24 protein-coding genes and 1 pseudogene are annotated in these 19388 nt (G+C 44.9%); 15 read left to right on the plus strand and 10 right to left on the minus strand.

The window, feature by feature from the left end:
* Nucleotides 1-26: 26 nt before the first annotated feature.
* The 4 genes and pseudogenes from WKK05_RS11540 to WKK05_RS11555 form a co-directional block, all read right to left on the minus strand.
* Entirely contained in the window at nt 27-1754 is a 1728-nt protein-coding gene (locus tag WKK05_RS11540; protein ID WP_341529857.1) for a hypothetical protein, read from the minus strand.
* Nucleotides 1755-1767: 13 nt separating this feature from the next.
* A pseudogene (locus WKK05_RS11545) lies at nt 1768-2202 on the minus strand (ATP-binding protein); the annotation flags it as partial.
* Between the two features lie 150 nt (nt 2203-2352).
* Nucleotides 2353-2946, minus strand: a complete 594-nt coding sequence (locus WKK05_RS11550) for a pentapeptide repeat-containing protein (protein ID WP_341529858.1) — start codon at nt 2944-2946, stop codon at nt 2353-2355.
* Between the two features lie 322 nt (nt 2947-3268).
* Nucleotides 3269-3400 carry a hypothetical protein gene (locus WKK05_RS11555; protein ID WP_341529859.1) on the minus strand — a complete coding sequence of 44 codons (132 nt, stop codon included), beginning with the start codon at nt 3398-3400 and terminating at the stop codon, nt 3269-3271.
* A 132-nt stretch (nt 3401-3532) separates the two neighbouring features.
* Between WKK05_RS11555 and WKK05_RS11560 the strand changes: the two genes are divergently transcribed.
* Nucleotides 3533-3736: a hypothetical protein gene (locus WKK05_RS11560; protein ID WP_341529860.1), complete on the plus strand. Its 204-nt coding sequence runs from the start codon at nt 3533-3535 to the stop codon at nt 3734-3736.
* Here the strand turns inward: WKK05_RS11560 and WKK05_RS11565 are convergent.
* Nucleotides 3726-3935, minus strand: coding sequence for a hypothetical protein (locus tag WKK05_RS11565; RefSeq protein WP_341529861.1), 210 nt, complete (start codon nt 3933-3935; stop codon nt 3726-3728). The genes WKK05_RS11560 and WKK05_RS11565 overlap by 11 nt on opposite strands.
* A 589-nt stretch (nt 3936-4524) precedes the next feature.
* On the opposite strand from WKK05_RS11565, the gene WKK05_RS11570 reads away from it, so the two are divergent.
* On the plus strand, nt 4525-4872 hold the full coding sequence (locus WKK05_RS11570; protein ID WP_341529862.1) for a hypothetical protein: 348 nt from the start codon (nt 4525-4527) through the stop codon (nt 4870-4872).
* 89 nt (nt 4873-4961) lie between these two features.
* Here WKK05_RS11570 and WKK05_RS11575 read toward each other — a convergent pair whose 3' ends face one another.
* Nucleotides 4962-5105: a hypothetical protein gene (locus tag WKK05_RS11575; protein WP_341529863.1), complete on the minus strand. Its 144-nt coding sequence runs from the start codon at nt 5103-5105 to the stop codon at nt 4962-4964.
* A 786-nt stretch (nt 5106-5891) separates the two neighbouring features.
* Between WKK05_RS11575 and WKK05_RS11580 the strand changes: the two genes are divergently transcribed.
* Nucleotides 5892-6137, plus strand: a complete 246-nt coding sequence (locus WKK05_RS11580) for a transposase family protein (protein ID WP_341529864.1) — start codon at nt 5892-5894, stop codon at nt 6135-6137.
* 14 nt (nt 6138-6151) lie between these two features.
* Here WKK05_RS11580 and WKK05_RS11585 read toward each other — a convergent pair whose 3' ends face one another.
* The 4 genes from WKK05_RS11585 to WKK05_RS11600 are packed head-to-tail and all read right to left on the minus strand — an operon-like array spanning nt 6152 to nt 8430.
* Nucleotides 6152-6919 carry a hypothetical protein gene (locus tag WKK05_RS11585; protein ID WP_341529865.1) on the minus strand — a complete coding sequence of 256 codons (768 nt, stop codon included), beginning with the start codon at nt 6917-6919 and terminating at the stop codon, nt 6152-6154.
* Complete coding sequence (locus WKK05_RS11590; RefSeq protein WP_341529866.1) at nt 6825-7325, minus strand: DUF1392 family protein; 501 nt, start codon at nt 7323-7325, stop codon at nt 6825-6827. The genes WKK05_RS11585 and WKK05_RS11590 overlap by 95 nt, the downstream gene beginning before the upstream one ends.
* Entirely contained in the window at nt 7322-7732 is a 411-nt protein-coding gene (locus tag WKK05_RS11595; RefSeq protein WP_341529867.1) for a hypothetical protein, read from the minus strand. The genes WKK05_RS11590 and WKK05_RS11595 overlap by 4 nt, the downstream gene beginning before the upstream one ends.
* A 17-nt stretch (nt 7733-7749) precedes the next feature.
* Nucleotides 7750-8430, minus strand: a complete 681-nt coding sequence (locus WKK05_RS11600) for a hypothetical protein (RefSeq protein ID WP_341529868.1) — start codon at nt 8428-8430, stop codon at nt 7750-7752.
* On the opposite strand from WKK05_RS11600, the gene WKK05_RS11605 reads away from it, so the two are divergent.
* From WKK05_RS11605 to WKK05_RS11660, 12 genes are all read left to right on the plus strand, one after another.
* Complete coding sequence (locus WKK05_RS11605; protein ID WP_341529869.1) at nt 8405-9286, plus strand: hypothetical protein; 882 nt, start codon at nt 8405-8407, stop codon at nt 9284-9286. The genes WKK05_RS11600 and WKK05_RS11605 overlap by 26 nt on opposite strands.
* A gap of 158 nt (nt 9287-9444) precedes the next feature.
* Complete coding sequence (locus WKK05_RS11610) at nt 9445-11421, plus strand: AAA family ATPase (protein ID WP_341529870.1); 1977 nt, start codon at nt 9445-9447, stop codon at nt 11419-11421.
* A 14-nt stretch (nt 11422-11435) separates the two neighbouring features.
* A complete protein-coding gene (locus WKK05_RS11615; RefSeq protein ID WP_341529871.1) occupies nt 11436-12038 on the plus strand; it encodes a sensor histidine kinase in 603 nt (200 codons plus the stop codon).
* On the plus strand, nt 12035-12664 hold the full coding sequence (locus WKK05_RS11620) for a response regulator transcription factor (protein WP_341529872.1): 630 nt from the start codon (nt 12035-12037) through the stop codon (nt 12662-12664). The genes WKK05_RS11615 and WKK05_RS11620 overlap by 4 nt, the downstream gene beginning before the upstream one ends.
* Nucleotides 12665-12993: 329 nt before the next feature.
* Nucleotides 12994-13530, plus strand: a complete 537-nt coding sequence (locus WKK05_RS11625; protein WP_341529873.1) for a DsbA family protein — start codon at nt 12994-12996, stop codon at nt 13528-13530.
* A gap of 47 nt (nt 13531-13577) precedes the next feature.
* Nucleotides 13578-14483 (plus strand): alpha/beta fold hydrolase, encoded by a 906-nt coding sequence (locus WKK05_RS11630; protein WP_341529874.1) that lies wholly within the window; start codon nt 13578-13580, stop codon nt 14481-14483.
* Nucleotides 14480-15061: a cupin domain-containing protein gene (locus WKK05_RS11635; protein WP_341529875.1), complete on the plus strand. Its 582-nt coding sequence runs from the start codon at nt 14480-14482 to the stop codon at nt 15059-15061. Before WKK05_RS11630 ends, WKK05_RS11635 begins: the two co-directional genes overlap by 4 nt.
* 34 nt (nt 15062-15095) lie before the next feature.
* Complete coding sequence (locus WKK05_RS11640) at nt 15096-16043, plus strand: GMC family oxidoreductase (protein WP_341529876.1); 948 nt, start codon at nt 15096-15098, stop codon at nt 16041-16043.
* 126 nt (nt 16044-16169) lie between these two features.
* The gene (locus WKK05_RS11645; RefSeq protein WP_341529877.1) at nt 16170-17195 is read left to right on the plus strand and encodes a zinc-binding alcohol dehydrogenase family protein; all 1026 of its coding nucleotides are present in this window, start codon (nt 16170-16172) and stop codon (nt 17193-17195) included.
* 34 nt (nt 17196-17229) lie between these two features.
* Entirely contained in the window at nt 17230-17733 is a 504-nt protein-coding gene (locus tag WKK05_RS11650; RefSeq protein ID WP_341529878.1) for a RidA family protein, read from the plus strand.
* Between the two features lie 121 nt (nt 17734-17854).
* Nucleotides 17855-18397 carry an alpha/beta hydrolase gene (locus tag WKK05_RS11655; protein WP_341529879.1) on the plus strand — a complete coding sequence of 181 codons (543 nt, stop codon included), beginning with the start codon at nt 17855-17857 and terminating at the stop codon, nt 18395-18397.
* Nucleotides 18398-18603: 206 nt separating this feature from the next.
* A complete protein-coding gene (locus WKK05_RS11660; RefSeq protein ID WP_341529880.1) occupies nt 18604-19353 on the plus strand; it encodes a glucose 1-dehydrogenase in 750 nt (249 codons plus the stop codon).
* Nucleotides 19354-19388 lie beyond the last annotated feature (35 nt).

Here is a 19388-nt window from a genome sequence, read left to right on the forward strand (position 1 = left end):
AGAATATTTAAGCATTCTCCCAGAAATTAAAAAAACTGCTGTCTTTGATGCAGTTTAGTATAAACAAAGAAAAACTCTTCAAACTGGTCAAAAATCAGCACTGTTCTGAGATTGTGCTGTTCATTTTCCCGCAGTTGGGTAATTAAAGCAGAACTTTGAAATTCTGAACTGACAACTTCAAGTTTCAAAGATTCTTCATTCTTAGCTCTCCCTTTCTGTTCTAATGTCTCCCGCATTAGCTTTCCTAGTTCTTCTACCCAATTGGTATAAACTCGCATTGCTACGGGTAGATAGTCTTGAATGCCTACGCTTTTATTCTTTAAAGCTGGAACTAACCCAGCATTTACCAGCGAACTTTTACCTACACCAGACTGCCCATGAATGACTATTAGTTTGTGATCATGCCGTCCTAAACGTTCAACCAATCGTTCAATATCTAGTAACCGACCTGATGCAGCGATTTCAGGGGCAATGCTTTCTTGAATGTCAGTTTTGCTTAGTGCTACTTGAGCCTGCTTTGTTGACTGTAATCTTCCTGCACCAATAAACGCTCGTAAACCAAACTGCTGTTCAATAGACCTCTGCTGCTGTTTGGTTTCATAAGCTTTGAGATATTCTTTCTTCTCAAAGTAGAGTATTTGCAAGTAACTAAGAATATCGAGATGAAGCTGTAAATCTTTTATAGAGCTGCTAGGATCTCTTGCAGCTTCTAAGTTGACAATTGCCTCTTGGGGTGAGCCTAATTCATATTCAGCCTGTGCCAAAATAAAGTGATACAGGCTTAAATCGTATGGAATAGTTGGTTTTTCTGGACTGCCAGACACTACCCCTGAACTATCTGTTACTTCTGTGCCAGAAATTACTGGTAAGATATCTTTTGCTTTTTGTGCTAATTCTTTAGCTTCGCTCCAGCGCGATTGAGCCAGTGCAACCTGGGCTAAAAAACCGTAATCTTTCGCTAACTTTATAAGCTGAATGTTAGCTTGATGTACTTCTAAAGCAAGTGAAGCTAAATATTTGAGTTGCTCCCACTCTTTTAAATCACGTAGGATATTACCAAATTTGGTAATAGAGCTAGCAATTAAATCTTGACTATTAGCTTCGTTAAGATATGTAATATATTCTTGCGTATATTGGCGCGTTACTTGCCAATCTAGATGACTGGTATCTTTTATTTTAAAAGCTTTGAGATAATAACAGTAAGCTATCTCACCTAGAATCTTTCCCTGTCTTTGGGTATTATTCAGTTGTTGCCATAGCAATAAGGCTTTTTGGTAATACTTTAAAGCTTCGTCTATTTTCTTATTAGTTTGTTTTACAAAACCTAGCACAGAGGCTAAATTAGCTTCTGTTTCCTGGTCATTAGACCGCAATTCTCTCTGTGCTGCCTCTAATTCTAATTCTAGTATAGAGTATTTATTTATACTTAAATTACTGCCAAAATATTCATCAGCAAGTTGTTTAATGAATTGGCTTAAATCAGGCTGCGCGATCGCAAAACTTCTGCTAGTTCCCCAGCTTTCCAGATCAGGGGCAATCTCCATGATCGTGTGGTGGATTTCTTCACTAATCCACACGACTACGGGAATAGACAAGTTTTTGCGAAATTCTTCGCGTACCTGATTAGCACTTGTCAACATCTGCGGTAAATCCTGCAATGATTCCCAGCCGACAATCATCAAAGCTTGGGTATCTGGCTGTAATTCTTCACGGATTGCAGTGTAGAGAGTTCTTTCCGATTCTTTAAGTTGCAATACCTGAATTTTACACCACCAATCCCTTCTTACCCTGCTGCTTTAACTTGGCGATCGCCGGCTCTAGCAGCTCTCGGTTAATCGCTTCCAGCAGTCTGGTCTTCTGTGGCCCCAGGTACTGGTTCAGTTTCTCCCGCAGTTGAGGGTTACTCTTTGTCTTCGCTGTGATTTCCCCGATACCCAACGCTAGGGAGAACTTCTCTTTTTCTGTAGACAAGCCAACATCGCCAACTGGTGTTTTTACCTTGAACCCCGTCACCTCGGAGTCTAGCGCCCTCAATGCCCCTTGCAGCAGTTCATGGAATTTGTTCGGTTCAGAGAGCGTGATTTTCTCCAGGCTTTGGCTTACACAATGCGCGATCGCGAGTAACACATCAGTCATTTCTAAGTCTTCGCTGGATTCAAAATACACCACATGAAAGTCCAGCGCTTCGAGTTCCACCTGTACGGTTGCCGTAGGCATCGCTTGGTTTGTGGGTGTTACCGGGTATCTCTGCATGGCGAAGATTTGGGGGATTGGTCGGAGCTTGGAGTACTGGGGGTGCTGTCTCTTTTACAGCAGGAGTTCTATCGGGGGCGGTTGGTGGCGACGGTGGGGTCAGGTTGAGGGTGGAGTGTCTTGTGGGGGCGATGAGTGGGTAGTTAAGTTTAATTGGAAAAGCAATTTTTTTGGTACGTTTCGTGCTTTTTCTAATCCTCGCACGTTATCCCAGTTTGTATCTTCATCCCAAATAATATTGAGAAGGTCAGCGTCATAGAGGTAAGCGCCAGAGAGGTAAGCGCCAGAGAGGTAAGCGCCCAAGAGGTTAGCACCATTGAGGTAAGCGCCATCGAGGTTCGCACCATCAAGGTTAGCACTATTGAGGTTAACGCCATCGAGGTTCGCACCATCAAGGTTAGCGCCAGAGAGGTATGCGCGTGAGAAGTTAACGCCATCAAGGTAAGTGCCAGAGAGGTTAGCACCATCGAGGTTCGCACCATCAAGGTTAGCACCAGAGAGGTAAGCGCCATTGAGGTTAGCACTATCAAGGTTAGCGCCAGAGAGGTTGGCACGTGAAAGGTTAGCGCTATTGAGGTTAGCCCCGCTAAAATCTGTATTTTGGATATCTGCATAACTAAAGTTTGCCCCAGTCAAGTCTTGACCTTTGAAAGAATGACCTATTAGATTTTGACCGGAGTAGTCAAGGAGCATAACAACTGCTGTTAAATATAAAGGTTTATGCTTGCTACAATTGAGGTTAACGCTTTTACGGACTGTAGCGCAATAGTCCGGCTACAGCGAGTAAACAACACACTGCACGAGAATTTCAATTGCTGACAATGGGTGCAGGCTCTCTTGAAGCCACTGTAATAAAAAACTGCCCAGGAGTAGAACCGGAGCAGTTTTAAGCAGTGGAATTTATATAAGGGACTTTTAGGCTGTTGTCCCTGGCTTTATATATAAGAGATTCGGTATGTAATATTCTTCAGCTAGAGTTTTGGACTTTCCAGAAAGACACAAAACAAGGCAGTTATTATTCCAATTTGATATCAGGTGCTTTTACTTGACGAGTTGCCCCTCCTTGTCGATTATCAGGAAAGCCTACTTTAGGTGGTTTAAAATTACCTTGATTTTTTAACAATTGTTCTTGTTTAGCTTTTACCACTTTCCTTCTCCCTTGTATTTACTTAGAGTCTAGAATTAAGCTTACTTAAGGCTACAACACAAAAGCAATGTCTTATATAGAGTTATCTAGGTTGTTGTCAAGTTTTACGCAAAAGAACCAAAAACTTTGAAAGTGTCATTGCATAAGGATTTGTCGCTCTTAACCCAAGGAATGGGAACAACACCATCGGCCGAATACATGACACCCATTAGTTGTCACACATTTAGACAAGCTCTACTGTATAATTACACTGCTCTGTTGCCCCACCTAAGCCGCAATGTTCAAGCTATGTCTGGCGATCGCCGTACTCCTTCGGAGAAGCAAGCTACGTGCTAGCATCTCCATTAACGTAGCCTCTCACGAGTGGGAGAAGTCCAAGGCTTAAGAACAGCTTATCGCCATTGCAACCGTGTTTCGAGGGAGCAGCGTACAGAGCATAAATGATTAAACGCAGATAAAATCGAGAGTATAGAGATACTGCTGGGCGTTCGCCCAGGCGCATTGGCATTCGCAGAGCGTCTCGTAGAGAAGCCATCACTCCCTTATGCATGAGAACTGCGTTGCCTTCCGGTTTAAATCACTCTGCCAGCTTTGATATGATGAGTTAGTTAGACCGAATCGCTTTCCTATGTTCACCTGAAGTACCTACATAAGCGACGCCGGACAATCAACTAATCGCCTCGACAGAATTGAGAGAAAAAAGCGAGCAAGTTGCTGCTAATCTCTAAGCAGAATATCGCTCGTATCTGCGTACTCATCACCTTTCATCCATGAGCAATTCCAGTCTTGTCTATAATGCCGTTACCACAGTACACTCAAGAGCGATCGCTTAGGAGCGTTTCTTTTATAGCAGCGAAGATTCGGTATTTTGTTCCAACTGCTTGAGCAAAATGTATCATATTTTAATTGTTCCTTGTGAGCGCCGCTCATGGAGTCTCTTGCAAAAGTAACTTTTGCACTCTTGTGGGAAAAGGGTAAAGGTTTTTTCTTATTCCTTTCCGCCTTCCCCCTGCCCTTTTCCCCACAAGTGCCAAGAAGTCTACTGGAGACTGTTGCTAAAATAACGTGCAATCATCAGTCACAACTTTATATAATCCCTATAGAGGACTAAGCTGAAAGCAAAAATGACTGACACGCCTGAGTACTTCCCCAACAGACTAGACCGCATTGAACAAATAATGCTAGGGCTTGCCGAACGACAAGCCAATACTCAAGTGCAGTTAGATAACCTAGCGCTTAGACAAGCTACCTCCCAGATCCAACTCGATGAGCTAAAACGGGAAATGCGAGAACTGACTAGCAACGTTGACCGTGTGCTAAGTCGTAGTGCAATTTTAGATGATGTACTACTTGAGTTACGTGAAAGCCACGAGATACACCAGCGTAACTTTGAAGAACACCAACGCACTACAAACGCAGCACTACAGAGTCTTGAGGCCATCTTGTTGCAGTTGACGAGAAATCATTCTTGAGGCGCGATCCTTGAGTTAAAGTTTTGTGTTTTATGCAGAAATCACGAAAAATCTTGAAACTGCCGTCACACAAGAGTTAAGCGTCAGTATCAACACCACCACCCATGTAACCCAGTCAGATGTATGACAACCATTGGTTTACATTCGTCACTCTGTGGCATACCATCATCAGCCTCGGATAACTCCGGGACTATTGTGTACGCTCGCTCCCAAGAGTAAAGTGCGCTATTCATCCAGCGAAGCGGTCACCTGCTCCAGAATCCAGTTGTTTAACCTCAGATAACCCAAGGCAGTAGCACGCAGCCTGAAATAGTACATATACACTTATAATAAGCGAAAATTATCCTAAAATGGTGGTTAGAGCCAGTACAATGCTATGAATTCTACTTTTCTATTTTTTATTCTGGTCAAAATCTCATTTTTAAAATTTTGCTTTCTCGGAGCGCTTAATTGGTTTTTTAGTAAAAGTTCAAGCATTACTATTGACCTTTTTCTGATTTTCAGATGGCTAAGTAAAATTAAAATCTATTAACTTTAGTATCTATAAGTTTATGTACTAGTTTATACATTCCAATGGAAACCTCTAGTTATTTTTTTAATAGATATTAGCTATCTAGTAACTTGATAATAGCTATCTTGATTTGATAAGTGGTGTGATCTTAATCACAAGAAATAGCTTCGAATAGTACGGAAGGTGGAAAATATTTTGATTAAGTCAGGAGCATTCCGACTGCCTGGGAAAAAAGAGCTTTATCAACCAGCATATGAATGGAAAGTATTGGTAATAGATGTGACTGAAACACATGTGGAACGTCCAAAAAAAAACAGCGTCACTACAACAGCGGCAAGAAAAAACGTCATACTTTGAAAGCGCAATTGGTAGTTGACCAAGCCAGTGGCTTTCATCATCTGTACCGCTTATGGAACTGGTCGCATTCATGACTTTTGCTTACTGAAAAACACAAAAGTCAGATTTCATACTTCACAGTTGTGTTTAGCCGACAAAGGCTATCAAGGAATTGCTAAACTCCATACTCATAGCTGTATTCCCACGCTTATTACCTCGTGCTACTGATTTATCGACTCCTGAACGCCACCACAATCGCAATTTAGCTCAACTGCGTGTTATTGGCGAACACATTAACCGCAGATTGAAAATTTTTCGCATTCTTAAAGAACAATATCGTAACCGCAGAAGACGCTTTGCCTTACGTTGCAATTTGATTGCTGGACTTCTCAATTATGAACTTGCTCTGTTTTCTTGATTCGTGCAAGAGGTCTAATATTTAACTCTATTCCACCACGGATTACTGAGATTTTGCTGTCCGTCCATACCCCCCCAATTATTACTTCCATCTTTATTAGTGGGGGGTGTGGACGGGAGATTAGATGACGGTCTATCTATTTCAATACCATACTGAGCCTGCATCATAGCAGCATAAGCAGCGTGACGCTCTTGCTCTTCTTGGCGTTTGCTTTCTCTCTGTTCTCGCTGCTGCTGACGATACTCTAAAACTTGTTGCACAAACGCGACAGCAAGAGTATTGAGCCGATAATACCTAACCCGTTTCCCGTCTTCCACAGGCTGCCGCGATTCGGTAGATAAACCAAGTTGCTCTAAATACTGACCCAAAACCCAGATTGGGGACTCATCAAGCGGTATGGTGAGATTCAAAATACCCTTGATGTGCGGTGCATTGCGTTTTGAGAAATCCGCGATAAGCCTAACGGCATGGCTAACGCTTACCGCTTGAATAACTGCCTCAGTTCCCGTTACCTCAACCCCAGCGAACAAATCCATCAACACTGGCCTCAACCCCAGTCGGTGACGCATCAACCATGAGGTAGAATAATTTGTTTTGATACATTCGAGGCGCGGGACGGGCATAGTTTTACCGACCATCCTGATGTAATTCTGTTGCCACTCTAGTTTCAAACAGTGTTGGTAAAGTTCAGAGGCTTGCTGCCTTTCTAAGAAATCGAGATAGTAGGTGACTGGGAAATACCCGTACCAAATCCTTCTCTTGTACAAAAGCCAGTCGGTCATCCAAAGTAGTGGCTTCTTCCAGTGCAGGGGGCATCCACTCAACGTAATAGAACCAAGACCTGTTCAGTAATTGAATCCCCAGAATTAGCCGCTGCTTTGTCCACTCGTCATCGGAACGGAGTATTACGTGATCGCCTAAAACAAAAGTGGGTTTTTCAAGTGCAGCCAGTTGCATTTCCCCAGTGCCGATGATTTCATGTTCTGTGGTGTAGATAATCTCACCAGCAGAAGCAATTGCATAAATCCATCGGTCTTGTTTCCACTGCACCCCGCAGCAGTAGCCGAATGTTCTCGAAGCTCCGACGTAGACTCGCTCCAGCAGATTGACTTCAACTGGTGGAATGCGATCGCCCCAAGGTGGGGCGATGTACCAGCACAAATAAAGTGAATTGATTTGGTCAATCATGATGCTCGTCTCCCTAACAAGTAGTTAATGGCTTCTGGGTCAATTTCGGCAATGCGCTTTTTAAGATGCTGTGGTGGGTTATCAAAAAACCTTTTAAGATGCCATTTACGAATCTGATAATATCTAACAGAATGTCTACCATTAGATAGCCAACCGCGCCTTACCCAACCAGAAACTGTAGTACGGTGAACACAAAGAATACGCGCAATTTCAGCAGCACTGTAGTTATCAAGAAATGGGCGTGTGGAGTAACCCAAACTCCAGAGTTTAGTAGAAATAGCATCAGGAGTGCGGAAATAGCCATGTCTTTTGAGAATTGAGGCAATTTGTTTAGGGGTATAAAGTTCAGCCTTTGCCTCAAGAATTGTGAGTTCTGCTTCAGTCCATTTTGTAGTCTTGATAATCATATATAACTCTCCGAAATTCATGCAGAGATAGAAGTCTTCGGAAACTGTTCTTGCACAGGTAACGTGCCTTGGTAGTACTGCTGCTTGATGTATTCGTAGCAAAGCGCGGGTGTAATGTCTCGGTAAATCTCTTGGGCGTTAATCATCACTCGCCAGTATAAATCTTCGTAGTTGTCGTAGTCGAAGCTGATACTGGCTACCAGATAACTATCAGTATGATAATCACCAATATGTACTTCTTGGTCGTAATACGAGATTTCTAAAAATGTAAGTTCTTGTACTTGTGGGATTGGTAGTGTGTTGAGTGTGCCTTGTTTGTGATGCCAAGTTATGAAGCGATGGCATCTTGCCCAAGTATTAGCGCGAAATTTCTCTACACCCTCCACCATGACTACCCAGCGTTGTGTTAAGTGGTCGTCGTCATGGGCGATGCTGGCTATCAGTTGGCTACCAGCGTAATATTCGTGATGATCAAAAGATATTTCTACAAGGGTGAGTGCTACGGGTGCAACGGCTTGGGCTGTGGCTTGTTCGTCAGGGGTAGCTGGAGCAATCTTCTGAGCCTGGGTGGATTGATAATCAGTGATCGCGCTAATCCAAGAATCTTTGCAGCGTTTGTCGCTTACCTCCACTGTGCAGCCGATTTTGCTGTAGATTTGCTTGAGACGGGCGATGGATTTCAGTTGCAATAGTGACAACACGCCACCTGCTAGTTCTGCGGAGGATATCTTTGAGGCAGAAAACCCAGCTACAGCAACAATTACGGTTACCGCTGTTGAAATTCCAGAGTTAACCGAGCAAGAGATTCGCGATCGCCTGCATTGGAGCGAAAGGTGGAACGAGCATTTTTTGAGGCAGGAAAAGCGCTGGCAGAGTTACGCGATGGGCTTACGCCCCGCCGTAGGCGATCGCAGACTCTATCGTTCCACCCACCGCACATTTGAGGAATATTGCCGTGATAGGTTTGGTCACAGCCGCCGCCAGTCTTATCTTTTAATGGATGCGGCTGTTGTTTTCGATAATTTGATAGAAAAATGTGATCAATTTGATCACATTTTGCCGGCAGCAGAGGGACAAGTTCGACCAATGACAAAGCTTGAACCCCAGCAACAGCAGGAAGTGTGGCTAAAAGCGGTAGAGCAGGCAGGGGGTAAAGTGCCACCAGCTAGAATTGTTAAAAACGTAGTGCAGCAAATAATGGAACGCACCCAAGTCCCTAACAGCTACCAGCTAGGTGAAGTCTGTCAAATTCTTGCAAAGGATAATCCCGAACTCAGGGGCAAGAGCGGCTGCTGGGCGATTGTTAGCCAAGTAAACGACTTTAGTTGTACTGTGAGAACCTGGGATGGTGAATTGACGGTTGGGGTGCAGCATTTGAAGTCTTATGATTACTTGCCGAACGAGTGTGAGCAGATGCAGGTGATTTGCGATGGCGGAACGCCCAGCTTCGCTGATCGCATCAATCGGGTGTATTCTAGTGGGTTGGAAGAATCGGTGCAGAAGTTTTTGGAATCGTTGGGTAAGCTGAAGCGGGCTTATTTAACTGGACTGTAGGAAAAATTGTTGAGTGTTTTAAAGTCTGAAATCAGAGTTTAGTCATCTATTTTTTTATCAAATTTATTCTCGATTACCAAACAATAAGTAATTATTTTCGGAATGAGAATTACTGTATAGTTTGAGGTATTCCAGATCAAACTCTCAAGAGTTGCTCTATGATTGCTCTACCTGGTATTGCTATCCAAAGCAAAATATACGAAAGTTCTAATTCTTTGGTTTATCGGGGCATTAGAGACGATGGAGTAGCGATTGTAGTAAAAATACTAAAGCTTGATTATCCCTCACCTCAAGAACTGACCCGCTACAGACAGGAATATAAAATTACCCGTTTCCTTAACCTGGAAGGAGTGGTCAAGGCATACAGCCAGCAGGACTATCAAAGGACTCTGGCGATTCTCTTAGAAGATTTTGGGGGAGAGTCCTTAGAGCAATGGATGCACAAGCGCCCAGACATTTTCTGCCCAATGCCTTTATCGGCTTTTCTTGGTCTTGCGATCGCTAGTTGCGACATTTTGGGCAGAATTCATGCAGCTAATGTCATTCATAAAGATATCAACCCTGGAAACATAGTCTTTAATCTGGATACTGGGGTTGTCAAAATTATTGATTTTGGGATTGCCACCCAATTTAACCGCACGAATCCGACTTTCAAGAACCATTATGTTTTAGAAGGGACACTCGCCTACCTTTCTCCAGAGCAAACAGGACGAATGAACCGTTTGCTCGATTACCGCAGCGATTTTTACTCGCTTGGGGTGACGTTCTACGAACTGCTAACCGGACATCTGCCGTTTAAAACAACGGACATTCTTGAGCTAGTTCATTGTCATATTGCCAAACAGCCACCTTCACCTCATGAAATAAATACAAAGATTCCCAAACTCGTTTCAGATATCATTCTTAAACTGATGGCGAAAAATGCAGAAGATCGCTATCAGAGCGCTTGGGGAATCAAAGCGGATTTAGAACTGTGTGCTTACCAGCTAGCAGACATCGGTCAAATTAATAGCATTAAATTGGGTCAGCAAGATGTTTGGGATCAGTTTCAAATTCCCCAAAAACTATATGGAAGAGACAAAGAAGTTGCAATGTTAATGGCGGCTTTTGACCGCGTTGCTTCTTCACAAAGTTATGCAGGAAAAACTTTAGAACAGGAACAAAATAGCAACTCAACATTCTTTGTTGAAATGATGCTGGTATCCGGCTATGCCGGAATTGGAAAATCAGCATTAGTGCAGGAGATTTATAAACCAATCACCCAAAAGCGCGGCTATTTTATCTCTGGGAAATTTGACCAATTTGGGCGCAATATTCCCTATAGCGCGATCGCAGATGCTTTGCAAAAATTGATGCAGCAACTGCTTGGTGAACCAGACGACCAGTTACAACAGTGGCGATCGCGCCTACTGACAGCTTTGGGAAGCAACGGACAAATCATCATTGATGTGATCCCTGAAGTTGAACTGATTATTGGCAAGCAGCCGCCTGTACCAGGCGTTGGAGCTACTGAAGCTCAAAATCGCTTTAATCGTGTCTTTGGGCATTTTGTGCGGGTGTTTTGCTCAGAGTCACACCCGTTTGTGATCTTTTTAGACGATTTGCAGTGGATAGACTCAGCGACACTTAACTTAATCGAGTTGATGCTGCTTGATGAGCAAACCCAATCGCTATTTTTGATTGGAGCCTATCGAGATAATGAGGTAAATTCAACCCATCCGTTGATGTTAACGCTAGAGAAACTCCAAAAACAAGGGGCAGTGCTTCAGGAGATAATCCTCTCACCATTAACGCTTGAGCCACTGATTCAGTTGATTTCCGAGACACTACATCAGAATGCAGACACAGTTCTTTCCTTGGCCGAGTTAGTACTGCATAAAACTGAGGGCAATCCTTTCTTTGTCGGTGAGTTTTTGAGAATGCTGCATAGCGAAAACCTGCTGACCTTTGATGCACAACACTTATGCTGGGAATGGAACATTGCTGATATTCAAGCCCAGGATATTACCGATAATGTGGTAGAGTTGCTACTGATCCAGTTAAAGAAATTACCAGAAAATACACAGCAAATTCTCCAGTTAGCAGCTTGTATCGGTGCTGAATTTAATTTAGATACGTTAGCGATTCTATCCTAGAAGAACGCAATCGCATGGCGCGAGAAATTCACGATACACTAGCCCAGTCATTCACGGGTGTTATCATTCACGCCAGAACTGCTGCGAACAAGATAACAGTAAACCCTCAAAAAGCTCAGGCTCACCTAGCTCAAGTCCAGAACTTAGCCCAAACTGGACTCTCGGAAGCACGCCGCTCTGTAGAGGCGCTACGCCGTCCCTACTTGTTAGAAAATAGTGATTTACTCAGCGCTTTCAAACATCTGACAAGTCAGCTAGAATCATCCACTGGTATAAAAATTATGTGTGAAGCCATCGGCATCCCCTATCCGCTACCCTCTGAGGTGGAAAATAATCTTCTTAGAATTGGACAGGAAGCGTTGACGAATGCACTCAAGTATGCACAAGCAACTGAAATTCGTGTTGAACTAATCTATCAGTCCACGCAGTGCATATTACGAATTAAGGACGATGGACAGGGATTTGCAATTGATCGTTCTTTTAGTCACAATGGCTTTGGTTTATTAGGGATGGCAGAACGTGCCGAACTCATTGGAGCACAGATCCAGATCCAGAGTGCCCCCGGACAAGGAACAGAAATTGCGGTGTCCGTGAATCAGCAAGAAAAACCATCATGAGTCAACTTAATACCATTCATGTTTTGGTTGTAGACGATCACCCCGTTGTACGTCAGGGTTTGGTTGCGATGCTGGAAGAAGCGCCAGATATCCTTGTTGTTGGACAAGCTGGGAATGGTCAGGAGGCACTCGCTGTCTTTCGTCAAGAACAGCCAGATGTAACTTTAATGGACTTGCGAATGCCCCAGATGGATGGAGTCGCTGCGATTACTGCCATCTGCACCGAGTTTCCTGCTGCTCGGATCATCGTATTGACGACTTACGAGGGCGATGAAGACATTTATCAGGGATTGCGAGCAGGGGCTAAAGGGTATTTACTCAAGGATGCCGAGCCAAAAGAATTGCTGTCCGCGATTCGTGCCGTTCACAAAGGACAGAAGCACATTCCACCCCGCGTCGGTGCCAAACTTTTAGAGCGCATGGCAAGTCCAGAATTGAGCGATCGCGAGTTAGAGGTGCTTCAACTCATTACAACGGGCAAGAGTACCCAAGCCATTAGCAAGGCTCTATATATTACTGAACGCACTGTCAACTTTCATGTCAATCATATTTTAAGTAAGCTGGGCGTGGAGGATCGCACTCAGGCTGTAATCGTTGCGTTAAGGCGTGGCATTGTTAACTTATAGCGTCATACCTGTCAAATTTGTCAGTTTATTAGCTGTCTAAATTGTCAGCTTATCAACTGAAGTTTTTCTCAGCGACAAAATCGAGTGAACCCTCTAAATTGAGGGCGTTGCTGAATTTGAGTATGAAAGTCAAAAATTCAATCTCTCAAACTCTTATTCTCTGTGCCTCTGCGGCTCTGCGTGATACAAATTCATATCTTTACCCAGCAATGCCAAATTGAGTTTATGCAACAGATAACAGAGCCAAATCAATCTGTCCAATTTTGAAAAAGGTTTCATAGCAATCATCTGTCTTTACCTGCTGCACTCCTTTCCTTAGAGGTGCTTTCATGAGTCTTGGTGATTATAATCGGTTACTTGTGCCGATTTTAGAACAAGATCATATTCAGGGATTGGTAAGTACTTCAGTAGTACTCGTAGAATATGGTGACTACCAGTGTCCCACTTGCGGCGAAGCTCACCAATTAATCAAAGCAATCCAGCAACAGGTCAATGACTTGTGTTTTGTATTTCGCCACTTTCCACAGCCGCAAATACATCCTTATGCTCAACGTGCAGCTGAAGCAGCCCAAGCGGCAGCCACCCAAGGCCAGTTTTGGCAGATGCACGACATTTTGTTTACCCATCAACAAGAGTTAGGAAACGATTATCTTGTGGAGTATGCCAATAATCTAGGACTCGATATTCCCCAATTTCTGCAAGATATATCCAGCCAAGTACACATAGCGCACATTAATCAAGATATAGAAAGTGGATTACACAGTGGAGTAACGGCTGCCCCAGCTTTATTTATTAATGGAATTCGATATAGCGATCGCTGGAACAGTGAGCAGTTGATGGCAGCCATTGCCACTGCAAGTCATTAATGTTTCTGGTCTTTAAACCCCAACTAAAAAACATAGGGTAAGCAGCTATGCAAAGAAGAACCACTTTTGAAAGTAAAGGCCTAAAGTGTTCCGTCACCTTTTACACTCCAGATCAAGTCGTATCCGGCAATCGCTTTCCGGCCATTGTCATGGCTCATGGAATTGGCTTGACCAAAGAAATGGGATTGCCGCAGTTTGCCGAGAAATTCGCTCAAGCTGGGTTTGTCGTTTCGCTGTTCGATTATCGCTACCTTGGTGCTAGTGAGGGAGAACCTCGCGGACAAATGCTTCCTACAGAGCAGCATGAAGACTTTCGTAATGCTATTACCTGGACTCAACTACAAAGCGAAGTTGATCCTGAGCGCATAGGTCTGTGGGGCTTTTCTTATAGCGGCGGTCACGCGCTGCATCTGGCTGCATTCGATCCGCGCGTGAAAGCGATCGTAGCACAGATGCCTACGGTGAATGCGTTTCTCATCTCCCGCCGTCTGGTTTCCCCACTTCAGATGGAAGAACTCACAAAGATGGTTTCACTTGACCGGATAAAACGGTATCAAACCAAAGAGGTGAGTTACCTTCCTTTGGTTGCCCCGCTTGGTGAACCCAGTTTCCTGGCGACACCCGACGCATTCAATTGGGTTGAATCGAACAAAAGCGCAAGTGAAGGAAGATGGGAGAATCGAATCTCCTTTGAATCAATTGAACATTGTCTATATTACGAACCGATTCCTCACATTGAGGCGATTTTTCCCACCCCGCTATGCTTGATTACAGGCGAGAAAGACTTTCTTTCACCTGCGGACTTGACCGCCTCTGTCCATGCGCGGGCGATGGAGCCGAAGTCTCTCACAATCTTGAAGGGCGGACACTTTGACGGTTTCCAAGGTGAGGGCTTTGAGATTGCCAGTTCAACGCAGTTGTACTGGTTTGAGAAGTATTTGAAGCAGGGATGACAGAACTCGACCTACAAAGCAGGCGATGGCGCGGAGCGATCGCACCTTTGCAGCAATTGACCACTCTGATTAGTACAGCAATTAAACATCAACTTTATACCTATCAAAAAGGAGAAAGCAGCAATCTCATGTCACAATCACTCTGGTTGTTTGGTTCTCGCCTTACCATCGTTGCCGATCACACAACTACCGCAGGTCAGTACGATCTGATCGAAGAATACTCCCTTCCTGGCTCACAGACACCCCTTCATCGCCACACGCGTTATTCCCAACAACTATATGTGCTGTCCGGGGAGTTCACGGTCTTTGTTGGTGAGAAAGAGGTCGTGCTGAGCGCTGGTGAAAACATCTTGATTCCTATTGGCACACCACACATGGTCGCCGTGTTCAGCGATCAGCCAGCACACGGGTTAGTCATTAACGCACCAAGCGGGCCTGCTCGGCTGATTGCAGAAATGGGGATGCAGGATGAGACAGAAACACTGGATATGGCACTGCTTGCGCGCATTTCTGCCCAGATGGGCGATGAAACCCTTGGCCCGCCTGGAACCCTACCCTCAGCTGCTACGAGAACATAGCAAATCCATTCCAGGCACAGGGGAAGAGAATTTTATGACTCACTATGACTACGTTGTGATTGGTGCAGGTTCGGCAGGATGCCTTGTCGCCAACCGTCTGACCGAAGACAGTAAAACAACTGTATTATTACTCGAAGCGGGTACCCCTGATACGAAACCAGAGATTCACATCCCGGCGGAATGTCTCAGTCTACTAGGTTCTGAGGTGGACTGGGCATATTTCTCCCAACCAGAACCCTACCTGAATAACCGCAAAATCTTTTGTCCCCGTGGCAAAGTTCTGGGGGGCAGCAGTTCGATTAATTTTATGATTTATTTGCGAGGTAATCCTCACGATTATGACCATTGGCAGTCATTGGGAAATCCTGGCTGGAGTTACCAAGATATTTTGCCCTACTTCAAGAAATCGGAACACTCCTCACGAGGCGCGTCCGAGTACCACGGGGTTGATGGAGAGTTGAGCGTCACCGATCTGATTGCGCCTGCTGTGGTATCCCAACGCTTTGTAGACGCAGCAGTGGCACTAGGATATGACCATAATCCTGATGTTAATGGAAAGCAGCAGTCAGGAGCAGGACTTTATCAGTTGACCATTAAGGATGGTAAGCGGCATAGTGCTGCTGCTGCCTTCCTTATGCCCATTCTCCAGCGTCCCAATTTGACTGTAACTACAGGAGCGTTAGTAACTCGCTTGTTGTTTGAAGGCACTCACACGGTTGGGGTGGAATATCTGCACGAGGACACACTGCACCAGGTCAGGGTTAACTCTGAAGTGATTTTGGCAGTTGTAGACCCCCAACTGCGGGTGCATGGGGTTGAGGGGTTGCGTGTTGTGGATGCCTCCATCATGCCAACGATCACCACAGGCAATACGAACGCACCGACGATCATGATTGGCGAAAAAGCAGCCGATTTAATCAAAGCCGCAGGCTACCTTTCACAACCAGTAGCTTCAGTCATAATTCCACTGGTGAAAAACTAGATTTTTTCCCTCAAAACATTCTATTAGTAGGTGCCTTGGCAAGAAAATTCTTGCTCAATTTGAATCACTGTTACCGTTTCCGTAATAGAAATTGTTGCGGCGCAATAGTATACCTGATATAGAACTATGAAAGCTGCTGTAATCAGAAAATTTGGTGAACCGGATGTCTTTGACTATGTTGATGTTGATACGCCTGAGCCTAAAGTCGGTGAGGTTCGTATCAAAATTCTTGCAACTGGTCTCAATCGTATCGATCACTACCTGCGTTTGGGTGGTGTGAATCCAAATATGAGTTTCCCTCATATTTTAGGCTCGGATGCAGTCGGTGTGATTGAGGCAAATGGGCTGGGTTCGAGCCGTTTTCAGATTGGAGAACGGGTGATTCCAATGCCAGGATATCCTTTGGATTCTAAAGACGATGATTTTAAGCCAATGAGCGCTGCCCCCAGCTACCTAATTCGCGGTGTTGCTGAATGGGGAACCTATGCCGAATACATGGTGGTGCCTGAGAAATGGCTGGTTAAGGATGAAACAGGTTTGGCAGATGAGCTTGTGGCAACGTTGCCAATGCCATTGGTTACCTGTGTTAAGGCAATTAAAGTTGTTGGCGAAGTCAAAAAAGGGGACACAGTTGTTATCCACGGTGCAGCGTCCGGGACAGGATCTATTGGTGTTCAAATAGCCAAGGCACTTGGGGCTAAGGTAGCAGCAACGATTAGAACGCCAGAGAAAGAAGCATTCGTGAAAAGTTTAGGCGCTGATCTCGTCATTAAAACTGAGTCGGAAAATTTTGTTGAACGAGTAAACGCCTGGACAGAAGGACAGGGAGCTGATATGATTCTAGATAATTTGGGCGGGCGTTTTCTATCCGATTCCCTGAAAGCTTTAAGACCTCTTGGCGTTTTGGTTTCTATGGGTATGGTAACGGGGATGGAAACCACCATTGAGATATTTCCGTTCTTTTTTGCTCAACAGCAAATTCGAGGCTCTTTAATGGGTGATATCGATGACTTACGTTGGGGCTTAGAACAAGTAAAAGCGGGTAAGATTAAACCCACTCTCGATAGAGTTTATGAGTTGTATGAAACCCGTGATGCCCATGCTCGTTTGGCTGCAGGCGTTGCCGTTGGCACGATTGTGCTAAAGCCCTAGAGCTTATGAAACCTACTGCAACAACAATGGTGCTATGTCTATCACACAACGTTTAGCGGACTTAGGACTGACCTTACCTCAGCCTCCACAGGCATTGGGACAGTATCATCCTTGGGTCAGAACTGGGGATCTCATCTTTGTGTCAGGGCAAATTCCTCTGCTTAATGGCGTATTGAAGTATGCAGGCAAATTAGGAGCAGATTTGGATGATGCAGACGGTTATCAAGCCGCCAAGTTAGCAGGACTGAATGTGTTGGCTCAACTGCACGCTGCAACCCAACAGTTTGAAACGCTAAATAGTATTGTGCGCCTGGATGGACATATCCAATGTGTACCGAACTGGTATAACCATGCCGGGGTACTAGATGGAGCATCGGATTTATTTGCACAAGTTTTGAACAATCGGGCGGGTCACGCACGGACAGTCTTTGGACAAACAACCTTACCACTCAATGCTGCGGTGGAATTGGTCGTCATTGCATCGGTGCGATCGCCTACAAAATCATTTGCAGCTGGCGAAGGCTCTCACTTCAGTTGAACCATTCAATGGAGGAGGATTTCTCGTGAGGGATCAACCCTTTGCATCCGGTTTTCAACAGATGTTTGCTAAATATTACCCGACAGTTTAAGTATACCAAACGAACGGTACAAAACAAAAGTTGAAGCGATTACGACAAATACTGAACCCAAATGGAAAAAGCTTTTTTGCCACTGAGTTTTTGAAGATTATGCTGAAGACAGACGACAATACCGAAGGGGTCGATCGCACTGTCTTCGACGGAATTATGAAGAGTATCGTAGATGATCGCCCAGCTTATCTGTCCACATTTTTCAAAGACTTCTACAACGTGGATGTGTTTCTCGGTGATTCTCGTTCCGAGAGGCTTCGCCAACGTATTAGCGACGATGCTATCCGACTGAGCTGGAATGTTGCAGCAGGAGCTTCCGCTAAGGGAACTCTGGACTGTGTACCATCGTGGTTGACCGATTTTCGTGATGATCTGCCACGCATCGACGTGCCAACTCTAATTATTCATGGAGATAGCGATCGCATCCTTCCATTTGAGTCTACCGCAAAGAGGCTGCCGCAGCTAATTAAAGACAGCCGCCTTGTAGTGATACCTGGTGGCCCGCATGCCATAAACTGGACTCATGCAGATCAAGTAAATCCTGTGTTGCTGGACTTTCTTAAAGAAAATTAGGCGTTGCTGAATCAAGGTATGAATTACTGAGGAACTGGAACATCCCAGAATTTGAGATAGTGAAGTAACAGTCGAATGGAGTGCCTATCTCTTCATCTCCTGTATCTCACATGAGTGAAAAACGCTGCCTATCGAGGGTAAATTCTCGTGTTGAAAGCAACCTACTGCGGACGACTCTTTCAAACTCAACAACCAGAGGACTCATCATGAAAAAACTAGAAGGAAAAGTCGCTCTTGTCACCGGCGGTACCAGCGGCATCGGTCTTGCCACTGCCAAGCGCTTTGTCGCCGAAGGAGCGTATGTCTTCATCACGGGTCGTCGTCAAACTGAACTTGATGCTGCCGTGAAAGCGATTGGTGAAAACGTTACGGGCGTTCAAAGCGATGTCTCCAATCTGGCAGACCTAGATCGCCTGTTCGCCACGATTAAGCAAGAGCAAGGACACCTCGATGTGCTATTCGCCAATGCTGGTGGTGGAGCGATTTCTCCACTCGGCGAAATCACCGAAGAACACTTTGACAAAACGTTCAACACTAACGTCAAAGGTCTGCTGTTCACCGTGCAGAAGGCACTGCCTCTGTTACCAGAGGGCGCTTCTATCATTCTGAACGCCTCGACTGCTTCTACCGTCGGCACCCCAGCCTTCAGCGTTTACAGCGCAACCAAAGCCGCTGTGCGATCGTTTGCCCGTAATTGGACACTCGACCTCAAAGAGCGCAAGATCCGGGTTAATGCCATTAGTCCTGGTGTGGTTCCTACTCCTGGCTACAATCACTTGGGACTGAGTGATAAGCAGGTGCAGGAATTCGTGGATAGCCAAGCCAGCACCATCCCACTGGGTAGAGTAGGCACACCGGATGAGATTGCCAAAGCCGTTGTCTTTCTCGCTTGTGACGACAGCAGCTTTGTCAACGGCATCGAGCTGTTTGTCGATGGCGGTATGGCACAGATTTGAAGTTGACTTTTGTAAGAAGTCTATTGATATTGCTA

It is taken from the genome of Nostoc sp. UHCC 0302, from assembly GCF_038096175.1.
In the GTDB taxonomy this organism is placed as follows: Bacteria; Cyanobacteriota; Cyanobacteriia; order Cyanobacteriales; family Nostocaceae; genus UHCC-0302.

What these genes read in the sequence shown, in the direction of transcription:
- WKK05_RS11640 (WP_341529876.1), top strand. Translation starts at nt 15,096, where the DNA reads ATGACTCACTATGACTACGTTGTGATTGGTGCAGGTTCGGCAGGATGC.
- WKK05_RS11585 (WP_341529865.1), bottom strand. Translation starts at nt 6,919, where the DNA reads ATGACCGACTGGCTTTTGTACAAGAGAAGGATTTGGTACGGGTATTTC.
- WKK05_RS11605 (WP_341529869.1), top strand. Translation starts at nt 8,405, where the DNA reads ATGGATTTCAGTTGCAATAGTGACAACACGCCACCTGCTAGTTCTGCG.
- WKK05_RS11595 (WP_341529867.1), bottom strand. Translation starts at nt 7,732, where the DNA reads ATGATTATCAAGACTACAAAATGGACTGAAGCAGAACTCACAATTCTT.
- WKK05_RS11610 (WP_341529870.1), top strand. Translation starts at nt 9,445, where the DNA reads ATGATTGCTCTACCTGGTATTGCTATCCAAAGCAAAATATACGAAAGT.
- WKK05_RS11565 (WP_341529861.1), bottom strand. Translation starts at nt 3,935, where the DNA reads ATGGCTTCTCTACGAGACGCTCTGCGAATGCCAATGCGCCTGGGCGAA.
- WKK05_RS11590 (WP_341529866.1), bottom strand. Translation starts at nt 7,325, where the DNA reads ATGATTGACCAAATCAATTCACTTTATTTGTGCTGGTACATCGCCCCA.
- WKK05_RS11550 (WP_341529858.1), bottom strand. Translation starts at nt 2,946, where the DNA reads ATGCTCCTTGACTACTCCGGTCAAAATCTAATAGGTCATTCTTTCAAA.
- WKK05_RS11650 (WP_341529878.1), top strand. Translation starts at nt 17,230, where the DNA reads ATGTCTATCACACAACGTTTAGCGGACTTAGGACTGACCTTACCTCAG.
- WKK05_RS11625 (WP_341529873.1), top strand. Translation starts at nt 12,994, where the DNA reads ATGAGTCTTGGTGATTATAATCGGTTACTTGTGCCGATTTTAGAACAA.
- WKK05_RS11635 (WP_341529875.1), top strand. Translation starts at nt 14,480, where the DNA reads ATGACAGAACTCGACCTACAAAGCAGGCGATGGCGCGGAGCGATCGCA.
- WKK05_RS11570 (WP_341529862.1), top strand. Translation starts at nt 4,525, where the DNA reads ATGACTGACACGCCTGAGTACTTCCCCAACAGACTAGACCGCATTGAA.
- WKK05_RS11620 (WP_341529872.1), top strand. Translation starts at nt 12,035, where the DNA reads ATGAGTCAACTTAATACCATTCATGTTTTGGTTGTAGACGATCACCCC.
- WKK05_RS11575 (WP_341529863.1), bottom strand. Translation starts at nt 5,105, where the DNA reads ATGAATAGCGCACTTTACTCTTGGGAGCGAGCGTACACAATAGTCCCG.
- WKK05_RS11645 (WP_341529877.1), top strand. Translation starts at nt 16,170, where the DNA reads ATGAAAGCTGCTGTAATCAGAAAATTTGGTGAACCGGATGTCTTTGAC.
- WKK05_RS11630 (WP_341529874.1), top strand. Translation starts at nt 13,578, where the DNA reads ATGCAAAGAAGAACCACTTTTGAAAGTAAAGGCCTAAAGTGTTCCGTC.
- WKK05_RS11615 (WP_341529871.1), top strand. Translation starts at nt 11,436, where the DNA reads ATGGCGCGAGAAATTCACGATACACTAGCCCAGTCATTCACGGGTGTT.
- WKK05_RS11660 (WP_341529880.1), top strand. Translation starts at nt 18,604, where the DNA reads ATGAAAAAACTAGAAGGAAAAGTCGCTCTTGTCACCGGCGGTACCAGC.